A 16106-nucleotide genomic window follows, 5' to 3' on the forward strand; every position below is an offset into this window, starting at 1 on the left:
GATCATGTCCTTCTCCAGTCCCGTCACGATGGACGCGCCGTGGCATCGCGGCGAAATCACGCTGCAGAAAACCGCGGGCGTCTACGAGCGCATGCAGGAACAAGGGCGGCGCGTGGTGCGCAGCTTCATGCCGGAGCAGCATCGGCAATTCTTCGCGCAGCTGCCGTTCATCGTCACGGGCGCGGTCGATCGAAACGGCGACGCCTGGGCCACGCTCCTCGCGGGCCGTCCCGGTTTTCTGCAAACGCCTGACGCGACGACTCTCGCCGTCAGGCATCCGCGCGACAAGAACGATCCCGCCGATGCCGGCATGAGCGATGGCGCATCGGTCGGCATGCTCGGCATCGAACTGCATACGCGGCGGCGTAATCGCATGAACGGCGTGATTCATCGCCATGGCGACCGCGCGTTCGAAGTGGCCGTCGAGCAGAGCTTCGGCAATTGCCCGCAATACATTCAACTGCGCGATTTCGAATTCGTGCGCGAGCCTTCCGAGCCTTCGAACTCGAAGCCGATCGAAGAAGATCCGCACTCGCCACGCGCAAGGGCGATGATCGAACGCGCCGACACCTTCTTCGTGGCATCGTATTTCGACCGCGAAGACGGGCATCGTCAAGTGGATGTGTCGCATCGCGGCGGCAAGGCGGGTTTCGTGCGCATCTCCGACGATGGCGTGCTCACCATTCCCGACTTCGCGGGCAATCTCTTCTTCAACACGCTCGGCAATATTCTTGTGAACGGACGCGCCGGTCTGCTCTTCACGGACTTCGAAAGCGGCACGCTGCTGCAACTTACGGGCGACGCCGAAGTGCTCACCGATTCACCCGAAATCGCCGCGTTTCAAGGCGCGGAAAGGCTGTGGCGCTTCACGCCGCGTCGTGTCGTGCTGTGCGAGAATGCGCTGCCCTTGCGCTGGGCGCTGCGCCGCGAAGGCTTTTCGCCCAATGCGCTGATGACGGGCGACTGGGCGGAGGCATCCGAACGCATGAAGGCGGCCGCGCTCGCCAACGCGTGGCGGCCGTTCAGGGTGAGCCGTATCGTCGATGAAAGCGATGTCATCCGCTCTTTCCATCTGCAACCGGCGGATGGCGCGGGCATCGTGGCGCACGCGGCCGGCCAGCATTTGCCGATTCGCGCGCATCTTCCCGGCGAAGCGAAGCCGCTGATCCGCACGTACACGCTGTCGGTGGCGCCATCGGACGGGATGTATCGCATCAGCGTGAAGCGCGAAGGACGCGTGTCCGCGCATCTGCACGACACATTGAAAGTGGGCGATGTCGTCGAGGCGCGCGCGCCGGGGGGCGACTTCACCATCGACGCGCTGGAGCGACGCCCGGCCGTGCTGATCGCGGCGGGCGTCGGCATAACGCCGATGATTGCGATGCTGCGGCACGTCGTCTACGAAGGCCTGCGCAAGCGCCGCATCCGCCCGACGTGGCTGATCGTATCGGCGCGAACGCTCGCCAATCGCGCGTTCGCCGCCGAGATCGATGCACTCGTGCAAAGCGCGGGCGGCGCGGTGCGCGTGATTCGCGTGCTGAGCGACCCGCAAGGCGCGACCTTCAAGGAAGATTACGAGGTGTCGGGGCGGATCGATATCGACTTGTTGACGAGCTTTCTGCCGTTCAACGACTACGACTTCTATCTGTGCGGACCGGGCGCGTTCATGCAATCGCTCTACGATGGCTTGCGCGCGCTCAACGTGGCCGACACGCGCGTCCATGCCGAAGCCTTCGGTCCCGCATCGCTGCGACGCACGGCCGATCGCGGTATCGAGACGAAGCCGATGCCGCCAGCGGCCACGCAAGCCGTATCGGTGAGTTTCCTCAAGTCGGACAAGCGCGTGCAATGGTCGCCCGAAAGCGGCTCGTTGCTCGATCTGGCCGAAGCAAACGGCATCGACGCGGAGTTCAACTGTCGCGGCGGAACATGCGGCACGTGCAGGACGCGCATCAGGGAAGGCGCTGTGACCTATGCAAGCGAGCCCGCGTTTCATGTCGGCGACGACGAAGCCTTGATCTGCTGCGCGCTTCCCGCGGAACAAAGCGCGCCGCTGCTACTCGATCTCTAGATTGCGCGGCACGCCAGCATGCCCGAGAATGCACGGCAACTTCCCAGCCCGCAGGCCGTGCGCCCCAACATGGATCGTTTCCAGGCAATGTCGACCTTCGTCACCGTGGTCGAAACCGGAGGCTTCGCGTCCGCCGCGCGCAAGCTCGAAGTGTCGCCATCGGTGGTGAGCCGCGTCGTCACGGAACTCGAAGAACGGCTTGGCGTGCGGCTGCTCACGCGCACAACACGCGTCGTGCGTCTCACCGACGCAGGCCGTGGCTACTTCGAGGACTGCCGCCGCATTCTCGGCGAACTCGACAGCGCCGACCTCGCCGCGACCGGCACTCATTCGTCGCCGCGTGGCGTCCTCGCCATCACCGCGCCAGTCATGTTCGGCCGACTGCATGTCATGCCGGTGATGCTCGACTACCTTTCGCGCTATCGGGAAGCGGACGCCAGTTGCTGGTTTGTCGATCGCGTGGTGAATCTCGTCGACGAAGGTATCGACGTGGCGGTGCGGATCGCGGAACTGCCGGACTCGTCGCTGCAGGCGATTACCGTGGGCCACGTGCGGCGGGTGCTGTGCGCGTCGCCCGAATATCTCGATGAACACGGCACGCCGCGACATCCCGCCGACCTCGATGACCATACGATCATCACGTCCACCGGCTCCTCGACGCCGCCCGAATGGCGTCTTTACGAGGGCGAGCGGCATATCGTCGTGCGCGCGCGGCCGCGCCTTTCCACCACGACCAACGACTCGGCGATGGAAGCCGCGCTCGCGGGCTTCGGCATTGCGCGGCTGCTTTCTTATCAGATCGCGTCGCATCTGAACGAAGGCGCGCTCGTCACCCTTCTCGCCGATTTCGAACCGCCGCCGCTGCCGGTGCATCTCGTGCATCGCGAGGGGCGCCATGTCGCGCAGAAGGTGCGCGCGTTTCTCGATCTCGCCGTGCCTGCGTTGCGCGCGAATCCATCGCTGAACTGGCGTTAGTTTTTGGTTGCGCGCGGCGGGCAAGATACGCGCGCTTCGAAGCTCGTCCGCTCGAATCGAACGGCCGTTAGCGCGCGCCCCGTGCAAAATGCCGGCAAACCATGCAACATAGCTCTCTCGACCGGATGTCACGGTCGCCGCGCTTCGGCTTTCCTGAACCTTCAACGGCTCACGCACCATGACGAATCAAACATCTTCCTCGAATGAACGCCCGCTCGACATGATCATCTTCGGCGGCGGCGGCGACCTTGCCGCACGCAAGCTGCTGCCCGCGCTCTACATGGCTCATTCGCATTGCAATCTGCCGCCCGACACGCGCATTCTCGCGATCGGCCGCAAGGACTGGACGCGCGAAGACTATCTGAAGAATTTCATGGAGAAGCAGTCGCGTCCGTTCATCGACGAAAAAGGCTTCGATGCGCAGTCGTGGGACAAATTCCTCGCGCTGTTCGACTACGTGCGCGTGGATGTCGAAAACCCGGACGACTTCCGCCGTCTCGCCGAAGCATCGCGCGAGAACGCGCAGCGCGTGTTCTATCTCTCGACCTCGCCGGAACTTTTCACCACCATCTGTGACAATCTCGCGGCAGCGGGTCTCGTGGACGAGCAGTCGCGCGTCGTGCTGGAAAAGCCGCTCGGTCACGATCTCGCCTCGGCGGTCGAGATCAACAACGCCGTCGGCAAGCGCTTCAAGGAAGAGCAGATTTATCGCATCGACCATTATCTCGGCAAGGAGACGGTCCAGAACCTGATGGTGCTGCGCTTTGGCAACGCCATCTTCGGTCCGCTGTGGCAAGCGCCTTATATCAAGAGCGTGCAGATCACGGTGTCGGAAACGGTGGGCGTGGGCAGCCGCGCGGGCTTTTACGATCACACCGGCGCGCTGCGCGACATGGTGCAGAACCACTTGCTGCAACTGCTGTGCATCGTGGCAATGGAACCGCCCGTCTCGCTCGATCCCGACGCCGTGCGCGACGAAAAGCTCAAGGTGCTGAAGTCGCTGCGGCCCATGTCGGTCGCGGATATCGCCCGCGACACCGTGCGCGGTCAGTATGCGGCGGGCGCGGTCGGCGGCGAGGCGGTGAAAGGCTATCTGCAGGAAGACAACGTGCCCGCCGAAAGCCGCGCCGAGACCTTCGTCGCATTGCGCGCGCATATCAACAACTGGCGCTGGGCCAACGTCCCGTTCTTCCTGCGCACCGGCAAGCGCATGCAGAACCGGCGCTCGGAGATCGTCATCGACTTTGCCGACTTGCCGTTCTCGATCATTCCGGCGGGTCCGCGTCATTACGGCAACCGGCTCACCATCACGTTGCAGCCGGAAGAATCAATCCAGTTGCAGATGATGGCGAAGGAACCCGGCAGCGGCATGCAAATGCTGCCCGTCAATCTGAACCTCGATCTGCAGCAGGCGTTCACCGAGCGCCGCGCGGAAGCGTATGAGCGTTTGCTGATCGACGTGATTCGCGGCCGTCTCACGCACTTCATGCGCCGCGACGAACTCGAAGCGGCTTGGGCGTGGGTCGAGCCCATTCTCAACGGCTGGAAGGAACTCGGCGACAAGCCGCGCGGTTATACGGCGGGAACGTTCGGCCCGGCGGCTTCATCGGCACTGATGGCGCGCGAGAATCTCGCGTGGGCCGAGGAAGCGTGATGCGTTGACTTCACGATGACTTCGCGGCGGGCGCTTTATCGCATCATCGAGCGAGCGCCCTGCCGCGCGGACCACGCCGTGCCGACCGCCATCACCCACGCGAGCACGACGATCCCGCACAGAATGCCGGACAGCCGCAGCACGGCGGGCATCGGGTCCGACGACCAATGGTGGTCCTGCACGAAGACCATGATGAACGCGATGCTGAACTGCCGCCCGACATAGCTCGCGCCCTGCGAGCCCGTCTGCACGTGACAGCCAAGCCACACGCCCGCGCACAGCGCGAGCATGCAGGCGAACGCGTTGTCGCCCAGCAGCGGCAAGAGCGCGAGGCTCACCGCTCCCGCCAGCAGACAGCCGACGAGCCGCTGCACCATGCGCTGCGTGACGGGTTTTTTCGTCGGCTTGTCCAGTGCGGATGCGGGCAAGATCAGCACGGCAACGGCCGTTACCATCGCCTGCGCGAAGCCGGGCAAATTCCACGCATACGCGAGCGCCGCGAGAATCATGATCGACCACGCGGACTGCCATGCCAGGCGCTTGCGCATGACGTCGGCAACGTGCTGCGCGTGCGCGGCTTCGAGCGCTTGCACGGCTTGCGCGGCATCGGAGGGAACGAGCGTGATGGCATGCGTGACGGCGAGGCTGTTGGCATTCACCCTGTCGGCCGTGGACGACGCCTGCGCGCCCGGCACGAGCGCCGCGCCACGCTTTTTCCGATAATGCTGCACGCCCGCGTGAAAGAGCGCCGACACGGCCACGCACGCCACGGTGCCGACGATCACCTCGACCACGCGCAGCACCGCGAACGAAGCCGTCGCCGATGCCGAATCGAGCCGATGCGCCTCGAACGTCACCATCAGCGCGGTCACCGCGCCGAGCACCCAGGCGTAGCCGGCATCCGAAACGAGCGCGCGAAACACCGAGAAGCCTGCGATCAACCCGAGCAGCGGCACGAAGAGCCACGGCACATCGCCGATGAGCGGCCCGGCCACCGCCCCGAGCAACGCGCCCGCCACCGTGCCGAGCACGCGATGCACGCCGCGTTGCGCGCACGCGGAGAACTTGGTCTGCATGACGGCGAAGCCGCTGATGGCGGCCCACCAGATGTGCGTCAAGTGAAACGCGTAGGCCAGCGCGACCGCGAGCGCCACCGAGAACATCGCCTGCGTGGCGAAGTGCGCGCGCTCGGGCGTCGGTTTGATCGCGATGAGTTCGCGGCCCAGCGAGACGAAGGCATCGCGCAGAACGGGCGCGAGCGCGTCCACGCCGCTCAGGGCGTCACGTTCGAGCGGCGGGGCGGCACGGGTCGAGTTTTCGTTGGGCATTGTCGGGGCGTCTTCGAGGATGCACTTTGCAGCGTAGTCGCGAAGCGGCCCGAGCGCAAAGGCAAGACAAAAAGACGGCGGATTGCGTCAGACCCGCGAAGTCAGCAGTCGAATGCCTGCAACTGCGAAGACGAGCGCGAGCGCGGCGTCGAGACCGCGCTGGATGCGCGTGTAGATGCGGCGCGCCGATGCCATCGAAAAAAGCGCGGCATAGCCGCCGAACACGCATACGCCGATACACAGACAGCCCGCGACGACCGCGAGCATGTGCGCGGTGCCCTCGCCCGCCGATGAGCCGAGCGCTGCCACCGACATCCATACGAGAATGGCCTTCGGATTGGTCAGATGTAGCAGCGCGCCGCGTGCATAGAGCTTGCGCGTGTCTGGTTGCTCAGTCGTTTCCACCGACGATGCACGGCGCGCCGGCCGCCACGCCGAGCGGCCCGACTTGAACGCGAGCCACAAGAGATACACGCCGCCACACAGCTTGACCGCGACGAGAAAGCCCGTGTATGCCGTCAACACGGCGGAAAGGCCGAGCGCGGCGAGCATCGCCCAGAAGAAGGAGCCGGAGATCACGCCCGCCGCGAAAGCAAACGCGGCGCGCCGGCCGGAAGTGCTCGCAATCGACATGATCGCGAGATTGCTCGGGCCGGGGCTTGCCGTGCCGACGAAATAAGCGGAATAGGCCAGCAGAAGGTTGGCGCTGACAAATGCGTGAGCAGACATGGAGTGGCTCCGGCGAGTCGAGTATTTGCCGATGAGCGCGAGCTTTCGCGCCCGCCGATATTCTCGCCGACCGAAGCACCCCCGCACATGCACGATTCCCACGTGAACCGGCAGGCCAGTGCGTGATCAGTCCGCATAGCGCTCGATGCCATCCGCCAGCGCGTCGAACACGGCGCGGCAGCGCGGACTGCCGCGCAGATCTTCGTGCATCGTTACCCAGGTTTCGAGCTGAAACGTGAATACTTTCGGCAGCACGCGCACGAGTGACTCGTTGCGCCGGGCAAGCGCTACCTGACACATGCCGAGGCCCGCGCCCGCGCGGATCAGCGCAAGTTGCGCGAGGTCGCTGTCCGAGCGCAGGGCGAACGTATCGCGCGAAAATTCCGGCAGCGACTTGCTCGCTTCGCGTACGAAGGCGTTCGGCTGATCGAAACCGATGATCGCATGCCGATCCAGCGCCGCCACGTTGCGCGGCGTGCCATGCTTCGCGAGATAGTCGCGATGCGCGTGCAAGCCCACTTCGATCCGCCCGACGCGCCGCGCGACGAGTTGCGTCTGCTTCGGCCGCACCATGCGCACGGCGATGTCGGCTTCGCGTCTGAGCAGGTCCTGCACGCGATTGCTGAGGACGAGTTCGATCACGAGACGCGGATGCCGCTCGCGCAACGCCGCGAGAATGGGCGGCAACACTTCGACGCCCACGACTTCGCTCGCCGAGATCCGCACGGCGCCCTGCACGCTCGCGCCATCCGCATGACCCGTCGCGGCGCGTTCGAGCGATGCGGCCGTGCTGTGCATCGCCTCGGCATGCGCGCGCAGGTCGAGCGCGACATCGGTCGGTTGCAGGCCGGTTTGCGAGCGCGTGAACAAGCTTACGCCGAGTGCCTTTTCGAGCGCCTCGACATGCCGTCCCGCAGTGGGCTGCGTGATGCCGAGCGAACGCGCCGCGCCCGAAAGCGAACCTTCCTGCAAGACCGCCAAAAAAGTGCGGTACAGCTCCCAGCCAATATTGTCTGCCATACGAATTTGTATATCTGCTCAACGAGGTTAGGCAATTTTATTGTATCGTCGCACGGCACAGAATAAGGTCTTCGATCCAAGAGAGGCGCAAGACATGACACACGGCGAACAGGCATTGGTGCTCGGGGCGAGCGGCGGAATTGGCAGCGAAGTGGCGCGACAGCTGCGCGACGCGGGCTGGCGCGTGCGCGGTATGAAACGGGGCGCACCCGACGCGCGGCCCGACCTGCACGGCATCGAATGGATTCAGGGCGATGCCATGAACCGCGCGGATGTCAAGCGCGCCGCACGGGGCTGCGCGGTCATCGTGCATGCGGTGAATCCGCCGGGCTACAAGCGCTGGGCCGACTTCGTCTTGCCGATGATCGATCACACCATCGCCGCCGCGAAAGCCGAGGGCGCGACCATCGTGCTGCCGGGCACGGTGTACAACTTCGGGCCGGACGCGCTGCCCTTCATCGATGAGCGCGCGCCACAGCGTCCGCTCACGGAAAAAGGCGCGATACGCGTGGAGATGGAAGCGCGACTGGAACGCGCGAGCAAGGACGGCGCGCGCGTGCTGATCGTGCGCGCGGGCGATTTCTTCGGGCCGAGAGCGGGCAACAACTGGTTTTCGCAGGGACTCGTGACGCCGGGCAAACCGGTCAGGAAAATCAGTTGTCCCGGTGCGCGCGGTGTCGGGCATGAATGGTCGTATCTACCCGATGTGGCGCGCACGATGATCGAGTTGCTTCGACGCCGCGATACGCTCGAACCCTTCGCGCGCTTTCACATGGGCGGACATTGGGACGAAGACGGCATGCAGTTCGCTCGTGCTATCCAGCGCGTCGCCGCGCGCAACCGGCCGCGCATCGTCGGGTTTCCGTGGTGGTTGCTCGCGCTGGCATCGCCCTTCAATACGACGTTTCGAGAGCTGCGCGAGATGCGCTACTTATGGCGCACGCCGGTGCGCATGAACAACGCCTTGCTCGTCCATACGCTCGGCCACGAACCGCATACGCCGCTCGATGAAGCCGTCGAAGCCACGCTCGTCGGACTCGGCTGTCTCAATCCCGGCGAGCGCGCCTGACCGAAGCGCGGACTACTTCCGGGCGCAATGAAGCTCGGCTTCGTAAGCAGCCGAATACGACGGCTCCCGAAAGCGCTCACCTTTAGACGCTCGAAAGCCACCAAATCGATGGAAAAGCCCTTTGTTTTCAAGGCTCCGTGCCAACCGCGAACATGCCTCCCGAATACCCTCACCTTTCGCGCTGATACGCGTCATGCGACTCGCACGCGCTAGCGGCTTTTTGCCTGCGCTATGCTGCCTTTCCTTCCAACGGCGATTGCAGGAGACAAGTCCATGAGCATTACCGCGCCCGCGCCCAAGCAGCAAAGCGACGCTTTTCCGCCGCAAGGTCTCACGCCCACGCGCGAGCAGATCATCCGGCATCTGCGGCATTCGAGCGTTATCGCCGAGCGTGCAACGCTGCTCGGTCATCATCCGTTCGGCGCGATCCTCGTCGGTCCTGACCAGGAAACCGTGTTGATGGAGCAAGGCAATGTCGATACCGTGAATCACGCGGAGTCGGTGCTCGCGCGCGTCGCGGCGCTCAACTTCACGCCGGAGTACTTGTGGAGCTGCACGCTCTATACGTCCGTCGAGCCGTGCTGCATGTGCGCGGGAACCGCGTATTGGGCGAACATCGGACGCGTGGTGTATGGACTGACGGAAGCGCGTCTGCTGGACGCCACCGGCAATCACGAAGAGAATCCGACCATGAGCGTCTCGTCACGCTACGTGTTCGATCACTGCCAGAAGCCCGTCGAACTGATCGGCCCGATTGCCGAAGTAGAAGACGAGGTGCTACGAGTGCAACGCGAGTTCTGGGCCAAACGCTAGACAAGCCTCTTGCAGTGCAACATGAAGCAAGCAAGATGGATTGGCCGTCATGCGTTGACTGCATGCATGAGCCGGGTTCATGCATGGATGAACATCGATCGTTTGTCATCGGATCGCGGCGGGGAGACTATAACGATAACGAGGCAACAAACATTGGAGACCCGCCATGAACGAAGTGCTCGAAAAGCCCGCATCGTCGATCGTCAAGGAAGGCAAGGTATCGATCTATCAGCCGGAGCAGGAAGGGCTGATCTTTCCTGAATTGCCGGAATTCAAGAATGCGGCCGAACATCGGCAGTATTTGAAAGAGCGGCTAGTGGGTGCATGTCGCGCCTTCGCGCTGCAAGGTTTCGATTACGGTTTCGCCGGGCATCTCACCGTGCGCGATCCAGAAAACCCCGGCCTGTACTGGACTAATCCGATGGCCATTCACTTTTCGCAAGTGAAGGTGTCGAATCTGATCTGCGCGGATCACAAGGGCACCGTCGTCGAGGGCAATCACGCGATCAATCGCGCCGGCTTCGTGTTGCATGCGGCCGTGCATGAGATGCACCAGGATATCGTCGCCATGTGCCACGCGCACACGCTCTACGGCACCGCGTTCGCGTCGCTCGGCAAAGCGCTCGAACCAATCTCGCAAGACGCCGCTGCTTTCTTCGAAGATCACGTCGTGATCGGCGAGGAAGCGGGCAAGGTTGCGGTGGAAGTGAAAGGCGGCAACAAGGTCGCGCTCGCCTTCAAGGGCGTGAAAGCCGCGATCCACCAGAACCACGGGCTGCTCACGGCGAGTCGCCACAGTATCGACTCCGCGGCGTTCTGGTTCATTGCGCTGGAGCGCTGCTGCCATCAGCAACTGATGATCGAGCAAACCGGCATCACGCCTAAGCTCGTCACGCCGGACCGCGCGCGTTACAGCCGCGAACACGTGGGCAGCGACTATATCGGCTGGCTGCACTTCCAGACTATCTGGAACGACCTCGTCGCCACGCAGCCGGACATGTTCGACTGATCAGATCACGTTGAGCATGTTCAACGCCGTCTCCTGAAGCGGCGGCAAGACCCGAGCGAGCGCAGCCTCGCTCGTTTCTTTTCCGATCGGCATATTCGCCGACAAGGCCGCGACCACCTGCCCGTGACGGTTCTTCATCGGCACGGCGATCCCGCGCACGCCCACCTGCAATTGCTGTTCGATTGCAACGTAACCTTCCACGCGCGCCGCGCGAATCTTTTCGTACAACCTCTCCTTGTTGGTGATGGTGAGCGGCGTGAACGGCTTGAACTCCGTCGCGTCGAGCCACTTGCGCACCGCTTCCTCGTCCGGCTTGTGCGCGAGCAGAACGATGCCGCCCGACATCAACGCCGCCGGCACGCGCGCGCCGAGCACGAACCCGGTGGTCATGACGCGCGTCGAGCCGTTTCGCGCGATGATGACGAGATCCCATTCGTCCAGCACACTCACATACACTGACTCGTGGATCAGCGCGCTCAACTGCTGCAGATAAGGCTGCACGATACGCGGCAGCCGCGCCGAGTCGAAGTACGACCAGCCCACGCGCAACACGCGCGGCGTCAGGTTGAAGAGCTTGCCATCGGTTTGCACGTAACCGAGATGTGCCAGCGTCAGCAAATAGCGGCGCGCGGCCGTGCGCGTCATGCCGGTGCGCACGGCGGCTTGCGTCGGCGTCATGCGAGCGTGCTGGTCGTCAAAGGCTTCGAGAATGGCTAGACCTTTCTCCAGTCCGGCGATCCAGTCGCGCTTGTCGAGTGTCGATGTTTTCGTCATGTTCGTTGCTCGAATGGGGCAGCCGGCGTGCGCTGACAAAGCCGAAAGGTCAGTGCTAACCCCCAATTCGGTCGATTATCGGACACACGCGTACGATTATCGCGCAAAATGCGTCATAAGTCGTTGCCGCGATCAGCCAGCGCTCTTATGCTCGAAACACTTCTGAGCGAGGCGTATTCCGGTGATCCGAATGCCCTGCCGCTCGGCCACGAGCAGCAGGCCAGAAAGCGGCGGCCTCGGTGGCAAACGGGTTCTACTCATAACCATTGTCGGAGACATTACATGGCTAGCCTTCAGGACGAAGCACACGGCGGCCGCCAGGCGAAGAAAGCGACGGCGAGCGGCTGGATCGGCTCGGCGCTCGAGTACTACGACTTCTTCATCTACGCCCAGGCGGCAGCGCTCATCTTCCCGCAGTTGTTCTTTCCCTCGGGCAATCCGAAGGTGGCTATCGTCGCGTCGCTCGCGACTTACGGCGTGGGTTATGTCGCGCGTCCTATCGGCGCATTCGTGCTCGGCCATCTGGGCGACACCCACGGCCGCAAGAACGTCCTGCTGGTCTGCATGTTCCTGATGGGCTTTTCCACCATGGCCGTGGGCCTGTTGCCGACATATCACAGCGTCGGCATGCTCGCACCGACCTTGCTCGTGATCTTGCGTCTGGTTCAGGGCTTCGCCGTGGCCGGCGAAATCTCCGGCGCAAGCTCGATGATTCTCGAACACGCGCCTTTCGGACGACGCGGCTTCTTCGCGAGCTTCACGTTGCAAGGCGTGCAGGCGGGCCAGATTCTCGCCGCCGCCGTGTTCCTGCCGCTCGCGTACTTCATGCCGGAAGACACGTTCAACTCATGGGGCTGGCGCATTCCGTTCCTGCTGTCGGCGGGCGTGCTGGTCGCGGGTTACATCATCCGTCGCGAGGTTCACGAAACGCCGGCGTTCACGGCCGAAGGCAAGCATGGCGATCTGCCGAAGTCGCCGATCAAGGAAGCGTTCGCCAACAGCACGCCTGACATGCTGCGCGTGATCTGCATGGCGCTCATGAACGTCATTCCCGTGGTCGCCACGATCTTCGGCGCGGCTTTCGCGGTGCAGGCTTCCTACGGCATCGGTTTCTCGAAGAGCGTGTATCTGTGGATTCCGGTCGCGGGCAACATCCTCGCCGTGCTGGTGATTCCGTTCGTCGGCAATCTGTCGGACAAGATCGGGCGCCGTCCGCCGATCATCGTCGGCGCTATCCTCTCGGGGCTGCTGTCGTTCGCTTATCTGTGGGCGATCAGCATCCACAATGTGCCGGTTGCCATCGTCATGTCGCTGCTGATGTGGGGTCTCGTGTATCAGGGCTATAACGCGATTTTCCCGAGCTTCTTCCCGGAACTGTTCCCGACGCGCTCCCGCGTTTCGGCCATGGCGATCGCGCAGAACATCGGCACCACCATTACCGCGCTCTTGCCCGCCCTCTTCGCAGCGGTCGCGCCGCCGGGATCGAACAATATTCCGATGACGGTCGGTTGCATCACGCTGGTGGTGACGATCATCGCGGCGCTTGCGGCATGGTCGGCTCGCGAGACCTTCCGCGTTCGCCTGAACGATCTGGGCAAGCCGGACGCCGTGCCGATGACCCAGCAGGAATACGACCGTCAGCGCGCCGACTCCATGGCCGTGGAAAAAACCGCCAAGGCGCACGCCTGATCAGAAAGAACACGCGATGTTGGAGTGATTGCCGGGCTTTTCGAAGCCCGGCTTTTTTTCGTCCGGCACGAACTCATCTGTCGATACGCACGCCCGACAGACGCTCGCAAATGCCGATCAGGCGGTCCTGCATGGCTTCGTCGCGCGCGGCCGGATCGCACGAGCGCTCGCGCAGATGGAAGAAGTAGCGGCCCGATACGCGCGCCTTGTCGTCGTCGCTGGCTGCGAGCCACGCTTGCGTGCGATGCGCCTTGTCCATGTCGTCGGGCGCGGAAGCGCCGCCCATCTTCGTCGGCACCCAGCCGGGTTCTAACGCGTTGGACAGCACATCCGGCCAGTAGCGCGCCACCGCCAGCGCGAGCAGCACGTCCATGAACTTGCTTTCCGCATACGCGAGCGAGCCGTTCCAGCGGCGTTGCGTCCATTCGATGTCGTCGAGATTCGCGGGCGTGCCGTGATGCATGCCGGAACTGAGATACACGAGCCGCGATGGCTTCTCGATCAGCGCCGTCAGCACGTACGGCGCGAGCACGTTGATGGCGAAGACATGCGGCAGGCCATCGACGGTTTCGATACGGCCCGGCTCGCGATACCCCACGCCCGCGTTATGAATGACGGCATCGAAATGTCCCAGCCGGTTGACTTGCTTCGCCACGCCGCGCGTGGCTTCCAGACTCGCGAGATCGCCCGTGACGACGCCTTGCGCTTGCGGCAGGACAGTGCGTGCGTCCTCGGCGCGCGCCGCGTTGCGCGCATGCAGCACCACGGCATGCCCTTGTTCGATCAAAAGACGCGCGGCCATGAGACCGAGCCCGTCGCTCGATCCGGTGATGAAAATTCGTGACATGCAACGCTCCTATGGCGATTGATCCAAAGCCCATTCTGCGCGTGAAGGCGCCGCTTCGCGATAACATGAAAGCCATTTCATCGATGACGCGGAGGCATGAATGGCGGGCTTCAACGAACGCATCCTGAACGGCATCAGCGTGTTCGCGGCTATCGTCGATGCAGGCACGTTCGCCGCCGCGGGCAACCGTCTCGGCATGTCGCAGCCCGGCGTGAGCCGCGCCATCGCCCGCCTGGAAGCGCGTTTGAGAGTGCGGCTATTCGATCGCACGACGCGCAGCGTGTCGCTCACCGACGACGGCCGGCGCTTCTTCGAACAAGTCATGCCGCATCTGAACGGACTGGAAGAAGCGGCGGCCACCGCTTCAGGCGGCGCGACCGCCGTGCGCGGCCGGTTGCGCGTGAATGTCGATCCCATTTTCTCGCGCCTCGTGCTCGGGCCGAAGCTCTACGCGTTCATGGACACGCACCCGGAGATAGAACTCGAACTGATCACGAGCGACCGCCTTGGCGACATGATCGCGGACGGCTTCGATCTGGCGATCCGTTTTGGCGAGCCGCGCGATTCGAGTCTCGTCGCTCGCAAGCTGCTCGACACGCCGGTGCGCACCGTGGCCGCGCCTTCATACATCGCGCGATGCGGACGGCCCGCGACACCGCAAGCGCTGGAAAGCGACGCGCATACGTGCGTCGAGTTTCGCGATCCTGAAACAGGGCGTCCGTTCGTGTGGGAGTTTCACCGCAAGAAGAAGCGCATGACCGTCGATACGCGCGGCCGCCTCACGCTCAACGATGTCGGCACCATGTTGAGCGCCAGCCTGTCGGGCTATTGCGTCGCGCAGATTCTCGAACTCGGCTCCGAGCATCTGTTCACGGAAGGCAAGTTGATCGACCTTTTTCCCGACTGGCCCGACGAGCGCTTCCCGCTGTACGCGTACTATCCGTCGCGGCATCATCCGCCCGCGAAGACGCGGGCGTTTCTCGATCTCGTGATTTCGCTTGCGCAGACGAAGTGAGGCCGTTCGTCATTCAGGCGAGCGTCACGGACTTTCCAGTGCGAGCGCTTTCGATGATAGCGGCCAGCGTCGCCGCGTTATCGAGACTCGCCTGCGCGTAGAACTCGATGGCCGCCGTATCGTGCGTGGCGACCATGCGCGCGAACGCTTCCGCCGTGAAGAAGAAGCCGCTGCCCGTGTCCGACTGCACTACTTCGAACGGCACCGAATTGGGAATGCCGCGCCGCACGCGCAACTGGCTCGGCAGATAGCCATACGGATGGCCGTGCGTCAGATCGCTCGTATGGTTGAGATACTCGGTATCGATCGTGCCTTCGGAACCGATGATCGTCGCATATCGATGATTCGCGCCATCCATTGCGCAGGAGAGTTGCGCGCGGCGGCCATCGGCATAGATGAGCGTCGCCATGAGGCTGATGTCGACCTTGGTATCGGCCCACGTCGCCACGGCCTGCACGCTTTGCGGTGCGGTTCCGGTCACGAGGCGAATCAGGCTTAGCGGATAGCTGCCTGCATCGAGCAGCGCGCCGCCGCCGAGTTCCGGCTTCATGCGGATGTTCGCGCCCGGGTTCCCGACAGTGAAGCCGAAGTTCGCCTGAATGGCGCGCACCGCGCCGATGGCGCCTTCGCCGATCAGCGACATCATCTGCGCGGTCTGCGGCTGGAAGTACCACGGGAAGGCTTCGAGCAACAGCACGTCGTTGCGCTCGGCGGCCTCGAACATGCTGGCGGCTTCGTCGCGGGACAACGCGAGCGGCTTCTCGCAGAGGACGTGCTTGCCGTGGTTTGCTGCCTTGATTGCCCATTCGGCATGCAGGCTGTTGGGCAAGGGAATGTAGATGGCATCGACATCGGGGCTGGCGAGCAGTGCTTCATAGCTGCCGAACCATGCGCCGATGTCGTTCGCTTCCGCGAATGCTTTTGCGTTGTCGTCGCTGCGGCTCGCCACCGCGACGATGCGCACGTTTTCGCTTGGCTGCACGTCACGCGCGAATTGCCTGGCGATATTGGCGCCGCCGAGAATACCGAGGCGCAAGGGCGATGAGGCTTGAATCGATGACAAGGCAGCTCCTTACTTGAACGAGAGAAATGAGTGGAATCGATCAGGAACCG

At 63.6% G+C, this 16106-nt stretch carries 14 protein-coding genes; 8 read left to right on the forward strand and 6 right to left on the reverse strand.

Annotated elements, in window-relative coordinates; translation table 11 throughout:
• Window positions 1–4 precede the first annotated feature (4 nt).
• The 3 genes from LDZ28_RS20625 to zwf all read left to right on the forward strand — a co-directional run bounded on the left by LDZ28_RS20625 (window position 5) and on the right by zwf (window position 4700).
• Window positions 5–2071 (forward strand): pyridoxamine 5'-phosphate oxidase family protein, encoded by a 2067-nt coding sequence (locus LDZ28_RS20625; RefSeq protein ID WP_244828943.1) that lies wholly within the window; start codon window positions 5–7, stop codon window positions 2069–2071.
• A 69-nt stretch (window positions 2072–2140) separates the two neighbouring features.
• A complete protein-coding gene (locus tag LDZ28_RS20630; protein ID WP_244829737.1) occupies window positions 2141–3046 on the forward strand; it encodes a LysR family transcriptional regulator in 906 nt (301 codons plus the stop codon).
• A 178-nt stretch (window positions 3047–3224) separates the two neighbouring features.
• Window positions 3225–4700 (forward strand): glucose-6-phosphate dehydrogenase, encoded by a 1476-nt coding sequence (gene zwf / locus LDZ28_RS20635; RefSeq protein WP_244828944.1) that lies wholly within the window; start codon window positions 3225–3227, stop codon window positions 4698–4700.
• Window positions 4701–4735: 35 nt separating this feature from the next.
• On the opposite strand, the gene LDZ28_RS20640 is transcribed toward zwf, so the two are convergent.
• From LDZ28_RS20640 to LDZ28_RS20650, 3 genes are all read right to left on the reverse strand, one after another.
• A complete protein-coding gene (locus LDZ28_RS20640; RefSeq protein ID WP_244828945.1) occupies window positions 4736–6028 on the reverse strand; it encodes an FUSC family protein in 1293 nt (430 codons plus the stop codon).
• A gap of 87 nt (window positions 6029–6115) precedes the next feature.
• Complete coding sequence (locus LDZ28_RS20645) at window positions 6116–6757, reverse strand: LysE family translocator (RefSeq protein ID WP_244828946.1); 642 nt, start codon at window positions 6755–6757, stop codon at window positions 6116–6118.
• A 126-nt stretch (window positions 6758–6883) separates the two neighbouring features.
• Window positions 6884–7777, reverse strand: coding sequence for a LysR family transcriptional regulator (locus tag LDZ28_RS20650; RefSeq protein ID WP_244828947.1), 894 nt, complete (start codon window positions 7775–7777; stop codon window positions 6884–6886).
• Window positions 7778–7871: 94 nt separating this feature from the next.
• Here LDZ28_RS20650 and LDZ28_RS20655 point away from each other — a divergent pair, with 94 nt between their 5' ends.
• The 3 genes from LDZ28_RS20655 (at window position 7872) to LDZ28_RS20665 (ending at window position 10668) form a co-directional block, all read left to right on the forward strand.
• Window positions 7872–8846, forward strand: coding sequence for an NAD-dependent epimerase/dehydratase family protein (locus LDZ28_RS20655; protein ID WP_244828948.1), 975 nt, complete (start codon window positions 7872–7874; stop codon window positions 8844–8846).
• Between the two features lie 273 nt (window positions 8847–9119).
• On the forward strand, window positions 9120–9659 hold the full coding sequence (locus LDZ28_RS20660) for a nucleoside deaminase (protein ID WP_244828949.1): 540 nt from the start codon (window positions 9120–9122) through the stop codon (window positions 9657–9659).
• A 166-nt stretch (window positions 9660–9825) separates the two neighbouring features.
• A complete protein-coding gene (locus LDZ28_RS20665; protein ID WP_244828950.1) occupies window positions 9826–10668 on the forward strand; it encodes a class II aldolase/adducin family protein in 843 nt (280 codons plus the stop codon).
• Here the strand turns inward: LDZ28_RS20665 and LDZ28_RS20670 are convergent, their stop codons facing one another.
• Window positions 10669–11442, reverse strand: coding sequence for an IclR family transcriptional regulator C-terminal domain-containing protein (locus LDZ28_RS20670; RefSeq protein ID WP_244828951.1), 774 nt, complete (start codon window positions 11440–11442; stop codon window positions 10669–10671). It lies immediately after the preceding gene.
• 282 nt (window positions 11443–11724) lie between these two features.
• Here LDZ28_RS20670 and LDZ28_RS20675 point away from each other — a divergent pair, with 282 nt between their 5' ends.
• A complete protein-coding gene (locus tag LDZ28_RS20675; protein ID WP_244828952.1) occupies window positions 11725–13131 on the forward strand; it encodes an MFS transporter in 1407 nt (468 codons plus the stop codon).
• 73 nt (window positions 13132–13204) lie between these two features.
• On the opposite strand, the gene LDZ28_RS20680 is transcribed toward LDZ28_RS20675, so the two are convergent.
• The gene (locus tag LDZ28_RS20680) at window positions 13205–13978 is read right to left on the reverse strand and encodes an SDR family NAD(P)-dependent oxidoreductase (protein WP_244828953.1); all 774 of its coding nucleotides are present in this window, start codon (window positions 13976–13978) and stop codon (window positions 13205–13207) included.
• 100 nt (window positions 13979–14078) lie between these two features.
• On the opposite strand from LDZ28_RS20680, the gene LDZ28_RS20685 reads away from it, so the two are divergent.
• Window positions 14079–14993 (forward strand): LysR family transcriptional regulator, encoded by a 915-nt coding sequence (locus LDZ28_RS20685; protein ID WP_244828954.1) that lies wholly within the window; start codon window positions 14079–14081, stop codon window positions 14991–14993.
• Between the two features lie 13 nt (window positions 14994–15006).
• Here LDZ28_RS20685 and LDZ28_RS20690 read toward each other — a convergent pair whose 3' ends face one another.
• A complete protein-coding gene (locus LDZ28_RS20690) occupies window positions 15007–16056 on the reverse strand; it encodes a Gfo/Idh/MocA family protein (protein ID WP_244828955.1) in 1050 nt (349 codons plus the stop codon).
• Between the last annotated feature and the right edge of the window lie 50 nt (window positions 16057–16106).

This window comes from Caballeronia sp. TF1N1 (assembly GCF_022878925.1).
Lineage (GTDB): Bacteria > Pseudomonadota > Gammaproteobacteria > Burkholderiales > Burkholderiaceae > Caballeronia.